Annotated in this window: 14 protein-coding genes; 8 read left to right on the top strand and 6 right to left on the bottom strand. The window is 68.4% G+C overall.

The genetic code is table 11. The features are described from left to right. The 6 genes from Q0309_RS10040 to phnN form a co-directional block, all read left to right on the top strand. Nucleotides 1–777: S1 RNA-binding domain-containing protein (locus Q0309_RS10040; protein ID WP_299440141.1), on the top strand; the 777-nt coding region annotated here is incomplete at its 5' end. Between the two features lie 201 nt (nt 778–978). Next, complete coding sequence (gene ihfB, locus Q0309_RS10035) at nt 979–1,332, top strand: integration host factor subunit beta (RefSeq protein ID WP_299440145.1); 354 nt, start codon at nt 979–981, stop codon at nt 1,330–1,332. 211 nt (nt 1,333–1,543) lie between these two features. Continuing rightward, nucleotides 1,544–1,855 carry a lipopolysaccharide assembly LapA domain-containing protein gene (locus Q0309_RS10030; RefSeq protein WP_299440139.1) on the top strand — a complete coding sequence of 104 codons (312 nt, stop codon included), beginning with the start codon at nt 1,544–1,546 and terminating at the stop codon, nt 1,853–1,855. 231 nt (nt 1,856–2,086) lie between these two features. Continuing rightward, entirely contained in the window at nt 2,087–3,121 is a 1,035-nt protein-coding gene (locus Q0309_RS10025) for an L-threonylcarbamoyladenylate synthase (protein WP_299440137.1), read from the top strand. Nucleotides 3,122–3,287: 166 nt separating this feature from the next. Next, the gene (locus Q0309_RS10020) at nt 3,288–4,229 is read left to right on the top strand and encodes a sugar phosphate isomerase/epimerase (protein WP_299440135.1); all 942 of its coding nucleotides are present in this window, start codon (nt 3,288–3,290) and stop codon (nt 4,227–4,229) included. Between the two features lie 7 nt (nt 4,230–4,236). Then, nucleotides 4,237–4,857, top strand: a complete 621-nt coding sequence (phnN, locus tag Q0309_RS10015) for a phosphonate metabolism protein/1,5-bisphosphokinase (PRPP-forming) PhnN (RefSeq protein WP_299440133.1) — start codon at nt 4,237–4,239, stop codon at nt 4,855–4,857. Nucleotides 4,858–4,988: 131 nt separating this feature from the next. Here the strand turns inward: phnN and Q0309_RS10010 are convergent, their stop codons facing one another. The 3 genes from Q0309_RS10010 to recG form a co-directional block, all read right to left on the bottom strand. Continuing rightward, complete coding sequence (locus tag Q0309_RS10010; protein ID WP_299440131.1) at nt 4,989–6,518, bottom strand: DegQ family serine endoprotease; 1,530 nt, start codon at nt 6,516–6,518, stop codon at nt 4,989–4,991. Between the two features lie 280 nt (nt 6,519–6,798). After that, nucleotides 6,799–7,527: a VPLPA-CTERM sorting domain-containing protein gene (locus Q0309_RS10005; protein WP_299440129.1), complete on the bottom strand. Its 729-nt coding sequence runs from the start codon at nt 7,525–7,527 to the stop codon at nt 6,799–6,801. Between the two features lie 196 nt (nt 7,528–7,723). Further along, a complete protein-coding gene (gene recG / locus Q0309_RS10000) occupies nt 7,724–9,820 on the bottom strand; it encodes an ATP-dependent DNA helicase RecG (RefSeq protein WP_299440127.1) in 2,097 nt (698 codons plus the stop codon). 53 nt (nt 9,821–9,873) lie between these two features. Here recG and Q0309_RS09995 point away from each other — a divergent pair, with 53 nt between their 5' ends. Further along, a complete protein-coding gene (locus tag Q0309_RS09995) occupies nt 9,874–10,179 on the top strand; it encodes a succinate dehydrogenase assembly factor 2 (protein WP_299440125.1) in 306 nt (101 codons plus the stop codon). Nucleotides 10,180–10,311: 132 nt separating this feature from the next. Further along, a complete protein-coding gene (locus Q0309_RS09990; RefSeq protein WP_299440123.1) occupies nt 10,312–11,133 on the top strand; it encodes a universal stress protein in 822 nt (273 codons plus the stop codon). 86 nt (nt 11,134–11,219) lie between these two features. On the opposite strand, the gene Q0309_RS09985 is transcribed toward Q0309_RS09990, so the two are convergent. The 3 genes from Q0309_RS09985 to Q0309_RS09975 form a co-directional block, all read right to left on the bottom strand. Then, nucleotides 11,220–12,269: an outer membrane beta-barrel protein gene (locus Q0309_RS09985; RefSeq protein WP_299440121.1), complete on the bottom strand. Its 1,050-nt coding sequence runs from the start codon at nt 12,267–12,269 to the stop codon at nt 11,220–11,222. A gap of 579 nt (nt 12,270–12,848) precedes the next feature. Continuing rightward, nucleotides 12,849–13,526, bottom strand: coding sequence for a hypothetical protein (locus Q0309_RS09980; RefSeq protein WP_299440119.1), 678 nt, complete (start codon nt 13,524–13,526; stop codon nt 12,849–12,851). 775 nt (nt 13,527–14,301) lie between these two features. After that, entirely contained in the window at nt 14,302–15,342 is a 1,041-nt protein-coding gene (locus Q0309_RS09975) for an NAD(P)/FAD-dependent oxidoreductase (protein ID WP_299440117.1), read from the bottom strand. Nucleotides 15,343–15,386: the final 44 nt, after the last annotated feature.

Below are 15,386 nucleotides of genomic sequence, written 5' to 3'. Positions count from 1 at the left end.
CACGTCTCCGAGATGAGCTGGACCAAGAAGAACGTCCATCCGGGCAAGATCGTCTCCACCAGCCAGGAAGTGAACGTCATGATCCTGGACGTGGACCCGGACAAGCGCCGCATCTCGCTCGGCCTGAAGCAGACCATGGGCAATCCGTGGTCGGACTTCCTGGAGAAGTTCCCGCAGGGATCCGAGGTCGAGGGCGAGATCAAGAACATCACCGAGTTCGGCCTGTTCATCGGCCTGCCCGGCGAGATCGACGGCATGGTGCACCTGTCCGACCTGGACTGGAGCCGGTCCGGCGACGAGGCGGTCAAGGACTATTCCAAGGGCGACGTGGTCAAGGCCAAGGTGCTCGACGTCGACGTCGACAAGGAGCGCATCAGCCTGGGCATCAAGCAACTGGGCGAGGATCCGTACTCCGCCGCCACCGCCGAGCTGCGCAAGGGCCAGACCGTCACCGGCGTCGTCACCCAGGTCCAGGACAACGGGATCGAGGTCGAGGTGGACGGTGCCATCGGCTTCATCCGCAAGGGCGATCTGGCGCGCGACCGAGGCGACCAGCGGCCGGAACGGTTCGCCGTCGGCGAGAAGGTGGACGCCAAGGTCACCAACATCGATAAGGCGAACCGCCGGATCGGCCTGTCCATCAAGGCGCGCGAGATGGACGAGGAAAAGCAGGCCATGGCGAACTACGGCACGACCGATTCCGGCGCCTCGCTCGGTGACATCCTCGGCGCGGCCCTGAAACAGGCGCAGCAGGAGAAGAAGGGCGAGGACGAGTAAGGCCTGACCCCTTCATGGCTGAGCTTTGGGGTCCTTAAGCGCGGCGATTCGGCCAATGGTCGGGTCGCCGCGTGCGCATTCAGAGGGTGCCAACGTGCCCGCCCCGGCCCCAGAGGGAAAAAATCGTTCTTGTGGAAGACGTTATCTTGACCTGCCGGCAACCCTTTGGCAATTTGGGGTCTCTTCGGGCGGTGACATCCGATTCGGGCCGAATCCGAGTCGCGACAGCCGTCCCGACCCTGGGTCTATGGGGTTCACAGGATGACGAAGTCCGAGTTGATCGCGCGCATCGCGGAACTGAACCCGCATTTGTATCAGCGTGACGTCGAACGCATTGTTTCCACGATCTTCGAGGAAATCGCCAGCGCCCTGGCGCGCGGCGACCGGGTGGAATTGCGCGGTTTCGGCGCCTTTTCGGTCAAACACCGCGACTCGCGGATTGGGCGAAACCCGCGCACGGGTGAGACCGTCAAGGTTGAGGCCAAGGCGGCACCCTACTTCAAGACCGGAAAGCAGCTAAGGGAATTGTTGAACGGAGGCGATCCTGTCTCGTAGACTGGACACCGGCCCGAAACGAGATCACCGGGCGATCGTGCGTGACCAGGGTCTGTCGGACTGGAGCGCATTGGTCGTGTGCGTGTTTTCCGGGCACGGTGCCGAGCCGCAGGGCGCGGTCACCACATGAGGGGCGCCGAGGCACGGTGGCGCGGGCAGCCTGTACCACCGTGCACGGGGGCTGGCAACACTCAAGAACAGGACGCGACCCGTGTTCAAATTCTTCGCTTGGCTGATCGGCCTGCCGGTCATCATCATCTGCGTGTTTTTCGCCGTTTCCAATCAGGCTCCGGTCACGCTCGACCTGTGGCCGACCGAGTATGACGTGGCGATTCCGCTGTACTGGGCGGTCGAGGGCGCTCTCTTGGCCGGTTTCATCATCGGCGTGTTCCTGACGTCGTTGACCGGCGGTGGCACCCGCCGGCAGATGCGTCAGTACCGCCGCGACCTCAACACATGCCGCCGCGAACTCCAATCCGCCGTCGCGCGCGCTGAGCGTGCCGAGGGCAAAGCCAAGGGATAGGATCGGGCCCGCGAATCCGGCCGCGATCTCTTCCGAACAAGACCCGGTGATGGCGGCTCCGTAAGCGTGGAGACGCAATCGCCGAAGGATATGGTTTGTCTTGTGTATAGCTTGACCGCACGCGGGGACCCCGGTCGATCAGCCAGGGTCCCCGTGGTGTATCCGTGGACAGAGTGTGGTAGTGGAGCGAGAGACCGCCCCCGTTTCGCACGCTCGTCCATCCGGCTCGCCATGATGCCCCAGTCCGACGCCCCCCCAGCCCCGCCCGCCGACCCCGCCGGTGCCATCCTGCGCCCGGCCACGACGGAGGCCATAGAAGACGCGGCCGCCGCCCTGCGCGCCGGTCGCCTGGTCGTGTTTCCGACCGAGACCGTCTATGGGCTGGGGGCGGACGCGCGATCCGACATCGCCGTCGCCAGCATTTACGCCGCCAAGGGCCGCCCCGACACCAACCCCTGCATCGTGCATGTTCCGGACCTGGCGGCGGCCGCCCCCCTGGCGGCGCTTCCCACGGCGGCCGCCCCCCTGGCGGCCGCCTTCTGGCCCGGACCGCTCACCCTGGTGGTGCGCCGGCGGCCTGACTCTCCCCTGTCCGCGCGCGTGTCAGCGGGCGGCGCCACCGTCGCCCTGCGCGCCCCGGCCCATCCGGTCGCCCTGGCCCTGTTGCGGGCCGCGGCGGTGCCCGTCGCGGCCCCCAGCGCCAACCGGTCCGGGGCGGTCAGCCCGACCACCGCCGCCCATGTCCTGGCCGACCTGGCCGACGGTCCGGGGCCGAAACCGGCGCTGATCCTGGACGGTGGCCCCTGCCGTGTCGGTGTGGAGTCGACCGTCCTGGACGTCAGCGGCCCACACCCCCGCCTGCTGCGCCCCGGCGGCGTGACTCGGGAGGCCATTGAGGCCACCCTGGGCATCGCGGTGGCAGCCCGTGAGGACGCCCGTGAGGACGCCCCCCTCGCCTCGCCCGGCCTGCTGTCCAGCCACTACGCGCCGGCGTTGCCGGTACGACTGCACGCCACGGCGGCGCATCCCGGCGAGGCCCTGCTGGGCTTCGGCGGCACCCCAGGGGCGACGCTCGACCTCAGCCCCGCCGGGGACCTCGCGGAAGCGGCCCGCAACCTGTTCGCCATGCTCCGCACGCTGGACAGCCCTGCCTATGCGGGCATTGCCGTGGCGCCGATTCCCCACTATGGCCTCGGCCAGGCGCTCAATGACCGTCTGCGGCGCGCGGCGGCGCCCCGTTCGGGCCGCGCCGCGCCGTCGTCGTGACGGCGCGCGCAACAAAACATTCTTCGTCGCCGCGGTGGGCCGAAGGCTTCGGTCCCTATATACCGGCACCATCCGGTGAACCATCAAACAGGTCTGTCCGGAGCGCGTTCGACCGGAGCCGCGACGGCGGCCCTCGGGTTACCGACGGACCAGTGGAGTGAGGACGATGGCGAGGACAATCTCAAGCATCGGCGTCATGCTGCCCCGATATGACCCCCGGGAGGTGACCGAATCCCTCGACCTGCTGGAGTCGCTGGGCGCCGACCACGTCGAGATCAATCCCGCCCTTGCCGGGCTGATCGCCAACGGACGGGTTTGCGACGCCCGCCTTCAGCGGCTGGCGGACGCGTTCGTCGGGCGCACTTTGGGGGTCACGATCCATGCCCCCCTGGGCCTGAACTTCATGGACGACGTCCACGCCGACCTGCACCAGGCGGTCGGCGGCGCCAGCATCGACATCTGCGCCGCCCTGGGTGCCCATTGCATGGTGGTCCATCCCGGCTGGGTCGACGGCCGCCGCCTGCTGGTCGAACGCGACCGCCTGATGGCGATGGAGCGCGACGGCCTGCGCGCCCTGGCGGCGCGAGCAGCCGAGACCGACGTCATCCTGGCGCTGGAGAACATGCCGGTCATTCCAGAGCTCCTGAGCGGCGCGTTGCTCAATCACGGCATCGACTGCGTCAGCGTGCGCGACCAGGTGCGCGCGGTGGATCACCCGAACCTGGCGGCGACCATCGACTTCAGCCACGCCTGCGTCTCCAGTCCCCACCTCGGCGTGGACCCGGTCGAGCAGGTGCGCGCCCTGGCGCCGGTGACACGGCACCTGCACCTGCACGACTCGTTCGGCCGCGTGCCCACCCTGCCGCGCCCGGGCGACGGCGAGGAGCTTGCCTACGGCATGGGGGACCTGCACCTGCCGCTCGGCGAGGGGTCGCTGCCCTGGGAACGGCTGCTCACCGGCCTGCCGCTGCCGGCCGGGACCAGTCTGACCCTGGAGATCGCCCCATCCTTCGCCACCCACGAGGCGATCGCGGCCAGCCTGGACCGGGCGCGCGCCCTCGCCCTGCTGCCGGACCGGCACCGCGCCGATCCGGTCGCGGCGGAATAGGTGGCGCATGGGCACTGCCAGCACGGACACGCCGCGCCGCGGCGGACTGGTCTACGTCATCGGCGCCTCGGGCGCCGGCAAGGATACCCTGATCGACTGGGTGCGCGGCCGCATCAACGCGCTGCGGCCCGACCTGCCGATTGCCTTCGCGCACCGTTACATCACGCGGCGCAACGGCTCCGTGGGCGAGGCCCATGTCCCGCTCAGCGTTGATGAGTTCGAGACCCGCCGCGCGGCCGGGCTGTTCACCATGACGTGGCAGGGCCACGGCTTGCGGTACGGCATCGGCATCGAGATCGACTTGTGGCGGGCCGCCGGCCTGACCGTGGTGGTCAACGGCTCGCGCGAGCACCTGCCGGCGGCGGCCGAACGCTACCCCGATCTCCGGCCGGTGCTGATCACGGTCGCGCCCGATGTGCTGCGGCAACGCCTGCAGGCCCGGGGCCGGGAGACCGAGGCGGAGATCGAGGACCGGCTGCACCGCACAAACGCCCTGGCGGTCGAGCATCCCCTGCTGGCGACCGTGGACAACACCGGGTCGATCGAAAACGGCGGCTCACGCCTGATGGCGCTGATCGAAGCCGTCGCCGAGGCGAGCCGGCGAACGCTGGCGTTCGAGCCTTCGTGAGCAGTGCCCTTCGGATCCAGGACCGGGCCGGCCCTCTCCGGACCTTTCGATGCATCCTTGCGGAGCGGCGGGGGGGGTGCCCCCCCGCCCCACTCGGTTGCAAACCAGCGGGGGACGAAATCGACCCGCTGTTACCCCAGCTTCAGGGCCAGGAACGACATGGCCTCGTCGCGCTGCACCAGCATCAGCACGGAGGTACGGCCCGCCTCGCGCGCTTGGTCCAGCGCCGTCTGCACGTCACCGACCGAACTCACCGGCGTCTGGTTGACCTCGACGATGACGTGGCCGGGCTCAAGGCCCTTGCGCGCGGCATCGCTGTCGGGGCCCACGCTGGTAATGACGACGCCACCGGCCGACTCCGACAGGCCGAACTCGCGCGCCAGGTCGGGGGTCAGTGGTTGCAGGGTCATGCCGAGCACGTCGGCGCCGCCGCCTTCGCTCTCGCCACCGGGCATCCCCGGATGCGGCGTTTCCGAGGCGAGCAGGCCCTGATCCTCGGCCGCCTCCAGTTCACCCAGTTCGACCTTGACGTTTGTCAGATCGCCGTCGCGCCAGATCTCGACCGGGACCGTCGCGCCGACCTCGGTTTCGGCGACGATGCGCGGCAGCTGGCGCATTTCATCGATGTCGCGGTCATTGAACGACAGGATCACGTCGCCCGCCCGCAGGCCTGCCTCTTGCGCCGGACCATCGTTGGTGACCGAGGCCACCAGGGCGCCCCGCGCGTCCTCCATGCCCAGGCTCTCGGCAATTTCCGGGGTGACCGTCTGGATCCGCACGCCCAGCCAGCCGCGCCGGGTGCGGCCGTATTCCTTCAGGTCGCTGATGACCTGCTTGGCGAGGTTGGCGGGCACGGCGAAGCCGATGCCGACGCTGCCGCCCGAGGGGCTGAAGATCGCGGTGTTGATGCCGATGACCTGGCCGTCAAGGTTGAACAACGGTCCCCCGGAGTTCCCCCGGTTGATCGAGGCATCGGTCTGGATGAAGTTGTCGTACGGCCCGGCGTTGATGTCGCGGGCGCGCGCCGAGATGATCCCGGCCGTGACCGAGCCGCCCAGGCCGAACGGGTTGCCGATGGCCACCACCCAGTCACCGACCCGCGAGGCGTCGGAATCGCCCCAGGGCACGGCCGGCAGATCGCGGTCCGGCTCGACCTTCAGCAGGGCGATATCCGTCTTCGGGTCGCGGCCGACGATCTCGGCCTTCAGGGCCGTGTCGTCGAACAGGGTTACGGTCACCTCGTCGGCGTCGGCGATGACGTGCGTGTTGGTGACGATGTAGCCGGACTCGTCGATGATGAAGCCCGAGCCCAGCGAGGTCGCCTGCCGGGGTCCCGGCATGGGCCGGCCGTGATTATCGAAGAACTCCTCGAAGAAATCGCGGAAGGGCGAGCCCTCGGGGAAATTGGGGATGGACGGGCCGCGTTCCGCGCTGACCGTCTGCGTGGTCGAGATGTTGACCACCGAGGGCAGCAGGCGCTCGGCCATGTCGGCGAAGCCGTCCGGGGCCGGCCGCGATTGCGCGAGCGCCGGCGTGATGGCCAGGACAAGCGCGGTCAGAACGACGAGGGTCGCGACGATGCGTCGGATCGCCGCGCGGCGCGGTGACTCCTGGCCGGGCAGGACGCGCGCGGCGGACGGGGCGGGGATTTGACGAGACAAGGATTGGCCTCCCGAACTGCGAGGGGCACCAGGGAACGCGCGCCTGAGCGGCGATGCGGACGGTGCCCATGATAAGGTGTTCACGATGTAGGCCGCGCCCCGCCATGGATCAAGCGACCGATGGCGCGCACCGGCGGATGGGGCCCATGTGGACCCATCATCATCGACACCACGGCCGAATTGCGGCGCGGTTTGGGAAAGGGCGTGACCGCGAATGGCAAACGCCCCAGGCTGGCGGCCTGGGGCGTTTTCTGGCGGGGGCTTCGCTGAGGCTGACGCGTTACGCGGCCTGATCGGCCGTGCGCCCCTTGAGCCAGCGGCTGCCGACCAAGCCACCAAGGGCCGTCAGCATGAACCACGCGGCAGCGGGCAGGGGGACGGGCGGAACGTCAGATATCTTAACATTCATCGCCGTGTGACTGTCTTGATTAACGGCATCGGCGATCTTGACTTGGCCCGCGAGCGTCCAATCAGCCGCGATGTCAAATCCGGAAATCATCCAGTAGTTTGAGTAGTAAGAGTTGGGATCATGTGGGAGCGGACTTTCAATGGTGCCGCCTGCCAGGGACGCGCCGGATAGCGTTAGGTCCTTTACCGATACTTGAGCGTTCGGTTGGTTATTTTTTTCCTCGTCCGAACGCAAGCGCAAGAACATGGTTTGGGCGCTGCCCAGATCCACAAAGGAATCAATTGCGGTGCCACCCAGAGTAAGACTCAATTTAGTATCGTCTGCGTCGTAGGAAAGCGAGAAGTTCGCGAAGCCGTTCCATGTGTGATCGCCTTGTGCACCCAAGGAATCGCCATTCCAGAGACCGAACTCCCAGTTCCCCTGTGTTTCGGCCCGTATCTCTGCCGTTGAAATGATATTGCCGTCGTGTGGCGATGCCCAAAAATCGTTGTCGTTCCAACCCAAATCGGTCATGACCGCAGCGTCCGCAGATGTCGCCGCAAAAGTTGTCATGCCAACAGCCAGCGCCACGGCCCCGATCTGCTTCAACGTTCTGTTCATCCCTGCATCTCCCAATCTTTCAAACGGTGGCGCCCCCAGCCAGCGGGGCTGAAGCGGATCCCCACACACAATTTAAGCAAAATCGGGGAAACCCCAGGGGACGTCAATCCACCTGATGGTGGAGGCATCGGGCCTCCATCATATGGTGGATGAGTTTTCGTGCAGGGCGTCGCAACGGCTGCCACAGCCATCCCCTTCACCCCGACCGCACCGTCCGCACCGCCGCGTCCCGTTCGAACAGGTACAGCAGCACGCGCAACGCCCGGCCGCGCTCGCCCTCCAGGTCGGGGTCGCGGTTGACGATCAGCTTGGCCTCGTCGCTGGCCATGGCCAGCAGGTCGGCGTGGGCCTCCAGGTCGGCCAGGCGGAAGTCGGGCAGGCCGCTCTGGCGGGTGCCCAGCACCTCGCCGGCGCCGCGCAGCCGCAGGTCCTCCTCGGCGATGCGGAAGCCGTCCTCGGTCTCGCGGATCACCTTCAGGCGCTCGCGGGCGATCTCGCCCAGCGGCCCCTGGTACATCAGCAGGCAGGTGGACTTGCCGGCCCCGCGCCCGATGCGGCCGCGCAACTGGTGCAACTGCGCCAGCCCGAAGCGCTCGGCGTGCTCGATGACCATCACCGTGGCGGCGGGCACGTCCACGCCCACCTCGATGACCGTGGTGGCCACCAGGATGTCGACGCCCTCGCCGGCGAACCGGGCCATGACGGAATCCTTCTCCGCCGGCTTCATGCGGCCGTGAACCAGCCCCACCCGGCCGCCGAAGCGCGCGCGCAGGTCCTCGTACCGGCTTTCGGCGGCGGCGAGGTCCAGGGTTTCGGACTCCTCGACCAGCGGGCACACCCAATAGACCTTGCTGCCGCCGTCGATGGCCCGGCGCAGGGCGTCCACCACCTCCGGCAGGCGCTGCGACGAGAGCAGGATGGTGTCGATGGGCTGGCGTCCGGGCGGCTTTTCGTCCAGGCGCGAGACGTCCATGTCGCCGTACATCGTCAGCGTCAGGGTGCGGGGGATCGGCGTGGCGGTCATGACCAGCACGTCCGCGTCACGGCCCTTGGCGGACAGGCCGAGCCGCTGATCGACGCCGAATCGGTGCTGTTCGTCGATGACCACGAGGCCCAGGTCGCGGAAGGCCACGTCGGCCTGGAATAGCGCATGGGTGCCAACGAGCACCTGGATCCGTCCTGCCGCCAGATCCGCCAGCGTCTCCTCGCGGGCCGCGCCCTTGTCGCGCCCGGTCAGCAGGGCAAGGCGCACACCGGCCGCCTCGGCCAGCGGCGCCAGGGTGGTCCAGTGCTGGCGGGCGAGGATCTCGGTCGGCGCCATCAACGCCGCCTGGGCGCCCGACTCCAGGGCGATCAGCATGGCCAGCCAGGCGACCACGGTCTTGCCGCTGCCCACGTCGCCCTGCAACAGGCGCAGCATCCGCGCCGGCCGGGCCATGTCGGCGGCGATGTCGGCCAGCGCCCGCTCCTGCGCGCCGGTCAGGTCGAACGGCAACGCGGCCAAGGCTTTGTCGCGCAACGCCCCGTCGCCGACGCGGGCGCGGCCGGGGCGCGCGCGCATCTTCGCCCGCACCACGATCAGGGCCAGCTGGGTCGCCAGCATCTCGTCGTAGGCCAGCCGCTGCCGTGCCGGAGACAACGGCGACAGGGCGTCCTCGTCCTCGGGATGATGCGCCGCTTGCAACGCCTCGCCCCAGGCCGGCCAGCCGTGGCGGTCCAGCACGCTGGGGTCCAGCCATTCCGGTGCCGTCTCGGCCACCGACAGGCCCACCGCCAGGGCCGACTCCACCACCTTGCGCAGCGTCTTCGGCGTCAGGCCCTGGGTGAGCGGGTGAACCGGCTCGACGGTCTGGATCTCCGCCAACTCCGCAACCGGCGCCACATGGTCCGGGTGCGCCATCTGCGGCAGGTCGTTGTAGTATTCGATGCGGCCGCTGACCGCGCGTTGCTCGCCGATGGGCAACAGTTTCATCATGTAGTCCCGGCTGGCGCGGAAGAACACCAGCGTCAGGGTGCCGGTCTCGTCGGAGGCGGCGACGCGGTACGGCGCCCGGCTGGCCGGCGGCGGCGGCCGATGCTCGTCGACGGTCAGGACCAGGGTGGCGATGCGGCCCGGCACCGCCTCGGCCACCTTGGGGCGGAACCGCCGGTCGATGACGCCGGTGGGCAGGTGCCACAGCACGTCCACCACCTTCGGCCCCGCCAGCTTGGTGATCAGCGGGGCCACGCGCGCGCCCACGCCCTTCAGGGAGTCGACGGGTTGGAACAGCGGGTAGAGCAGTTCGGGGCGCATGGCGAGAGCAGGATCCGGACGCGGCTGACAGACGGTGATGGAGCGGATATACCATGACCGGACGGCGCGCGCCGACGCCGTCCTCCCGGCCGGAGCGCATCATGGACGACCGACGCAAACGCATTCTGTACCGGGCCAAGCTGCGCGGCATGAAGGAAACCGACCTGATCCTGGGCGGCTTCGCCGAGACGCACGTGGCCGGCATGTCCGACACCGAACTGGACCAGTTCGAGACCCTGCTGGAGGAGCCGGACACCTACATCATGGACTGGCTGTTCGACCGCGCGCCCGTGCCGGCCGAGCACGACACGCCCATCATGGCGCGCCTGAAGAACTACCGCCTGATGCCGCCGGTTTGAGGACCCCCTTTTCTCCCTGTACCGTCCCTGCAATGGCCGTGCTATAAGCGGGGCCGCTCAACGCGCCCTTGCGCCATCCAACATCCCGGACGGCTGTGACCGATCCGGCCAAGAGCAGACGGAGGAAACCTGATGACGCCGCGCACCATCCTGGTTCATGTGGACGATACCGACGCTTGGCATATCCGCCTGGACGTCGCCCGGGCGATCCTGGGTGACGGTGCCGGCGACGGCTACGTCATGGGCGTCTATGGGGTGGTGGACCAGACCGAGCGGCACCCCTACAGCCGTCAGGTGTCCAGCGACTTCCTGGCCAAGGTGGACGCCGCCGAGGTGCCCTTCCGCGCCGCCTGCGAGGAACGCGGCCTGCGCTGCGGCTGGCACGGCATCCACGGGGCCGACACCAACCTGATCGCCACGCAGCTGGCGGCCAACGTGCAGACCTGCGACCTGGGCCTGATGTCGCAGCCCCGCACCGAGGACATGGGCCACACCGCCAGCAACGAGGTGATCGAGCAGGTGGCGGTCAACGCCGGCCGGCCGCTGATGGTCCTGCCGTACATCACGCGCGAGTTCCCGACGCCGCGCCGGGCCGTGATCGCGCTGAACGAGGACGGGGCCAGCGCCCGCGCCCTGGCCGACGCGCTGCCGTTCCTGGGTGGCTGCGAGGTGGTGACGCTGCTGGCCATCAGCCGCGATCCGGTGGCGCAGCAATGGCGCTGGGAAGCCCATCGCGACGCACTGGGCCGGCACGGCATCAAGGCCGAGATCGAGCACGAGGTGCCGGCCGACATTCCGATCTCGGAACTGATCCTGTCGCGTTGCGCCGATCTGGCGGCCGACATGCTGGCCATGGGGGCGCACGGCGGCTATGACGCGCCGCGCCTGCTGCGCGGGGGCGTGACCAAGTCGATCCTGCCGGGTCTGACGCTGCCGCTGCTGCTGTCGCGGTAGGAACGCGTGGGGCAGGGTGGGCGCGCTCCGGAGGCCCTCGTTCCGACTCCCCAATTTCATGGGGGAGGACCCGCGCTCGACCGGCCCTACAGCAGGATGATCTCGACGCGGCGGTTCTGGGCCTCGATGACGCCGTCGGCGGTGGGAATCAACGGCTCGTCCTCGCCCTTGGCGAACACCGCGATGTCGCCCAATGGGACACCCTGGGCAATGAGCCGGTCCATGACCGCCTTGGCCCGCTGCTGCGAGAGGATCAGGTTGTACTTGCTGGGACCGGCGCGGTCGGTGTGGCCGGTGACCTCGATGCGGGTCGGGCCGACCTGCTTGGCGTTGCTGGCCGCCGTGTCGACGATGCTGATGGCTTCCGGCGTCAACGTGGCGCTGTCGAAGCCGAAGAACACCAGATAGCTGGTCGGCACGGCCGGTGGCGGCTCGTCCATGGGCTCCGGCGTCGGCGCCGGAGACGCGGCGGCGGGCTGCGGCGGGGTCCCGAATGCATAGCGCAAGCCCAGGGCGAACGTGTGGTTCAAATAGGTGTCGCTTGGCCCGCCACCATCGCCGTCGGACAGCACGTGGTCCGGGTCGATCACATGAAAGAACCGGTAGTCGGCGGTGATGGCCAGGTTCTCGGCCACATCGTAGCCCATGCCGACGATGGCCTGATAGGCGAGGCCGACCTCGGTGTCGTCCAGGTCAATTCCGGCGCTGCGGTTGTCGGCGTCGACGCTGACCACGGCGGCGCCCAGCCCGACGCCAACATAGGGCGTGAACGGTGAATGGGTCTCGAAGTCGTACAGCGCGTTGACCATGCCGTGCCAGGCGCTGAGCGTGCCGTCGACACCGGTGCCGCCCCAACTGTCGACCCAGTTCTGGCGATAGCCGCCCTCGATTTCCGTCCGCACGCCGTTGCCGAAGGCGTAGCCGAAGGAGGCGAGGCCGACAAAGCCCAGGTCGGTGTCGAGTTCGCGGCCCACGCCGCCGCTGTCCAGATCGCCGGAATCGTTGAGGTTCAAGCCGCCGCCCGCGCCAAAATAGGGACCTTCCGGCACGCGTTCGGCCGCGGCCGGCGCGCTCAACGCGAGGCCCAGCACGATCGCGGTGCAGCCGGCGACCCGCCTCTGTCCATTCGCCCGCATCGTCTTTCTCCCGCTGTCTCCGGTCGGTTCGATGACCTGCGACATCTTGCGCGCCGGCGCAGTCCGAGACGCGATGGACACGTCCAGACGCCGCGCATCCTACCTAAACATGCGTCTCAGGAGTGTGAACGAGTCCGCTGATATCGCAAGAAAATTCTTCCCCAGACCAGGTCCGGGGCAGGGGCTGGCCCAGGGCGACGCGGCAGGCGGCCCGCGCAGTTTTCCCATATCTGGGCAAGAGAGGGTCAAGTCCTACGAAATCGGGGATGGAGGGTTAACAAACTGTTGCCGGGCTGTACGGGCGGCGAACGAAGACAACGAACGAAAGGATGCTTGCCCGGTCGGCGAAAATGGGGACCGGCCGGCCGCCCACGATGCGCCGCCCGCTCGACTCGGGCCGAGTCGGGCGCCGGGGCGCGCCGGCTTTCCAGGCGAAGGTGGACCTTGCGGGCATCAAGTGTGATACCGGGCGAGCGAAGCGAGCCGAGGGATCTGGGGCAGGGGCGTGATGGCAGCCCGGCAAGACCGGTCAATCCTTGCGTCGGGTGGCATGGCTCCCATAGCCGGTGACCAAGGCGATCACCGGCACATGCGGCTCAGTGTCTCCTCGCTGCCGTCGGGCGGCGGCATCCCCGACACCACCAGGATGTCGACGTAGAGGTCGCGCACGCCGACGTGCTCGTGGATCCGATTGAGCAGGTTTTGTTTGAAGGCCTCCGCCTGCCGGCGTTTCTCCGCCGCCTCGTCCGTCGTGCGCAACTCCGTCGTGCGCAACGCGCCAAAAAGGCGCTCCTCGGCATCCTCGCGTTCCATCAGGCGCCGCGGGGCGGATTCGGCCTGCCACGTTTCGATCGCGTCCAGCGTCAGGGGCGATTCGTTCAGCGCGAACAGAAGCGCCTCCTGCGCCCAGGGGGCCTTGAAGCAGGCCATCACCCGCTTGGCCGGATGGGGCACGAGCCGCGCCGTCACCGCCTGATAGCGATGACGGTCCTGCTGGACCACAGGCAGCCACAAGACATTGAGCTGCATGTACCGGCCGCCGACACGCTGCGCCTTGGTTCGCGGCGGGGTCTCCTCCGCGCCGCCGCCGGAGCCGCCATGGTCCGAGTCCCCGTTCGCCGAATGGCCGCCGCCTCCGCCGGCCGCCCAGGCCACAGGCGCCGGACTCGCGGCGAGAACCGCGGACAGAACCCCGGCGGCGACGCGCCGCCGGACGCGCGCCCCACGGCTGGAGGCGCGAAAAACCCCATACGTCATGACCAATCCTCCCGGCCCGGACTTCTCGTGTGCAGACCCCGTTCGGAACCGGTGAGCGTGACGCATTCGGCGCGCCCCGGCCAGTCCCAACGTCGCGCGCACAGCCACGATGACCGTCTACGCGGCCCAGCGGCTCCCAGACCCCCGCACCGTCGACAGACGCCCGCGCACCGCGCGGTGCGGCACCGACGGCGGCGCCGACATGGCGCCCGTCACCAGCATGAGGTCGGGACGGCCCCGGAATGACATCCCTGGCACGGCGCCCGGGCCCGCATGAGCCGGGCGGGGCAGCCGCAGCGTCGGGACAACCGGCCTGCGCCGCAGAGAGAACAATCCGTCCAGAATCAGCCGTACGATCATGGTATACGCAATCCTTGAAAAAGACTTCCGTCACGGGGCTCCGACAAAACCCAATCTAGGGCACTCAAACCGAACAAGCACAACATGTTGGATGCGCCGGTGCCAAGTGAATAAGTCGGCCTCGAAATACAAGACACACGACGCTTTTGTCTGGGTAATAGCAGCGCCCCAAACAAGTAAGCATGAAAACTGACGTAAATCTGTGACGCGGGTCACATCCGCCAGCCGTCTACGGCCAGAGAACGCGGGATGCCCATTTTGGCGATTTCTTGCACCGGCACCGCCCGCGCCGCAGCGGTGCCTTTACTATACGGCCCAGCCCTGCCGGGTCCAACGGAAATTTTCTTCAATATTCCTTTATGTACTACCTTCGAAACAACGCGCAAGCCCCTGGAACCGCGCCAGAAAACGATCATCAAGACGCTGCTTCGGTCAACCGGGGAACACCGGTTGTCGTGGAATGTTCAAAATGCAGCGCCTCACCAGGATACACGCTCTGATATGCGGCGTGGGCCGCCATCGCCGCTTCCGAGAACCCTGTCAGGATCAGTTTCAGCTTGCCGGGATACGTCGCCACGTCGCCCACGGCGTACACACCCGGCAGGTTCGTTGCACACGTGGATGGATCCACGGGAATCTGGTGCCGGTGCAGTTCCAGGCCCCACCCGGCGATCGGCCCCAGGTCATTGGCCAGGCCAAAGAACGGCAGGAGGGTATCGGCCTCCAGGCGGCGCATCGCCCCGTCCAGGTCGGCGACGATCACGGCCTCGAGTCGCTGGCCGTCCCCCTCCAACGCGTGCAGTTGGTACGGTGTGACCAGATCGATCCGGCCCGCCTCGGCCAGGGCGTGCAGGCGGGCCACGCTTTCGGGCGCGGCGCGGAACTTGGCGCGACGATGCACGACCATCACCTGGGCCGCCACGTCGGCCAGCGACAGCGCCCAGTCGACCGCCGAATCGCCACCCCCGGCGATGACCACGCGCTGGCCGCGAAACGCCTCGCGCCGGGCCACCATGTAGAAGATGCTGGTGCCCTCGTAGCCCTCGATGCCCTCCAGCGGCGGCCGGTTCGGCCCGAACGCCCCCGCCCCGGCGGCGATGATCACGGCCGGCGCTTCCAGCACGGTGCCGGCGCTGGTGGTCAGGCGCCACGCCGCGTCATCCTCGGTCCGCCGCAGCGACTCCGCGCGTTGTCCCAGATGGAACCGGGGCGCGAACGGCCTGGCCTGCTCCACCAGGCGCTCGACCAACGCGCCGGCCAGCATCTCCGGGCAGGCGGGAATGTCATAGATCGGCTTTTCCGGATACAGCGCCGCGCACTGCCCCCCGGGCACGTCGAGCACATCGACTACGTGACAGCGCAGGCGCGCCATGCCCAACTGGAACACGGAGAACAACCCGACCGGGCCGGCGCCGATGACGATGGCGTCGGTGCGGTGGATGGGGGCGTCGGACATGGCACGGGTCTCCGGTTCCTGGCGGCGGGGCAGCCTGACATACC

The organism is uncultured Rhodospira sp. (assembly GCF_937138205.1).
Classification (GTDB): Bacteria; Pseudomonadota; Alphaproteobacteria; order Rhodospirillales; family Rhodospirillaceae; genus Rhodospira.
This window is presented reverse-complemented; position numbering and strand designations above follow the sequence as displayed.

What these genes read in the sequence shown, in the direction of transcription:
- Q0309_RS10025 (WP_299440137.1), top strand. Translation starts at nt 2,087, where the DNA reads ATGATGCCCCAGTCCGACGCCCCCCCAGCCCCGCCCGCCGACCCCGCC.
- Q0309_RS10020 (WP_299440135.1), top strand. Translation starts at nt 3,288, where the DNA reads ATGGCGAGGACAATCTCAAGCATCGGCGTCATGCTGCCCCGATATGAC.
- phnN (WP_299440133.1), top strand. Translation starts at nt 4,237, where the DNA reads ATGGGCACTGCCAGCACGGACACGCCGCGCCGCGGCGGACTGGTCTAC.
- Q0309_RS10005 (WP_299440129.1), bottom strand. Translation starts at nt 7,527, where the DNA reads ATGAACAGAACGTTGAAGCAGATCGGGGCCGTGGCGCTGGCTGTTGGC.
- recG (WP_299440127.1), bottom strand. Translation starts at nt 9,820, where the DNA reads ATGCGCCCCGAACTGCTCTACCCGCTGTTCCAACCCGTCGACTCCCTG.
- Q0309_RS09995 (WP_299440125.1), top strand. Translation starts at nt 9,874, where the DNA reads ATGACCGGACGGCGCGCGCCGACGCCGTCCTCCCGGCCGGAGCGCATC.
- Q0309_RS09990 (WP_299440123.1), top strand. Translation starts at nt 10,312, where the DNA reads ATGACGCCGCGCACCATCCTGGTTCATGTGGACGATACCGACGCTTGG.
- Q0309_RS09985 (WP_299440121.1), bottom strand. Translation starts at nt 12,269, where the DNA reads ATGCGGGCGAATGGACAGAGGCGGGTCGCCGGCTGCACCGCGATCGTG.
- Q0309_RS09980 (WP_299440119.1), bottom strand. Translation starts at nt 13,526, where the DNA reads ATGACGTATGGGGTTTTTCGCGCCTCCAGCCGTGGGGCGCGCGTCCGG.
- Q0309_RS09975 (WP_299440117.1), bottom strand. Translation starts at nt 15,342, where the DNA reads ATGTCCGACGCCCCCATCCACCGCACCGACGCCATCGTCATCGGCGCC.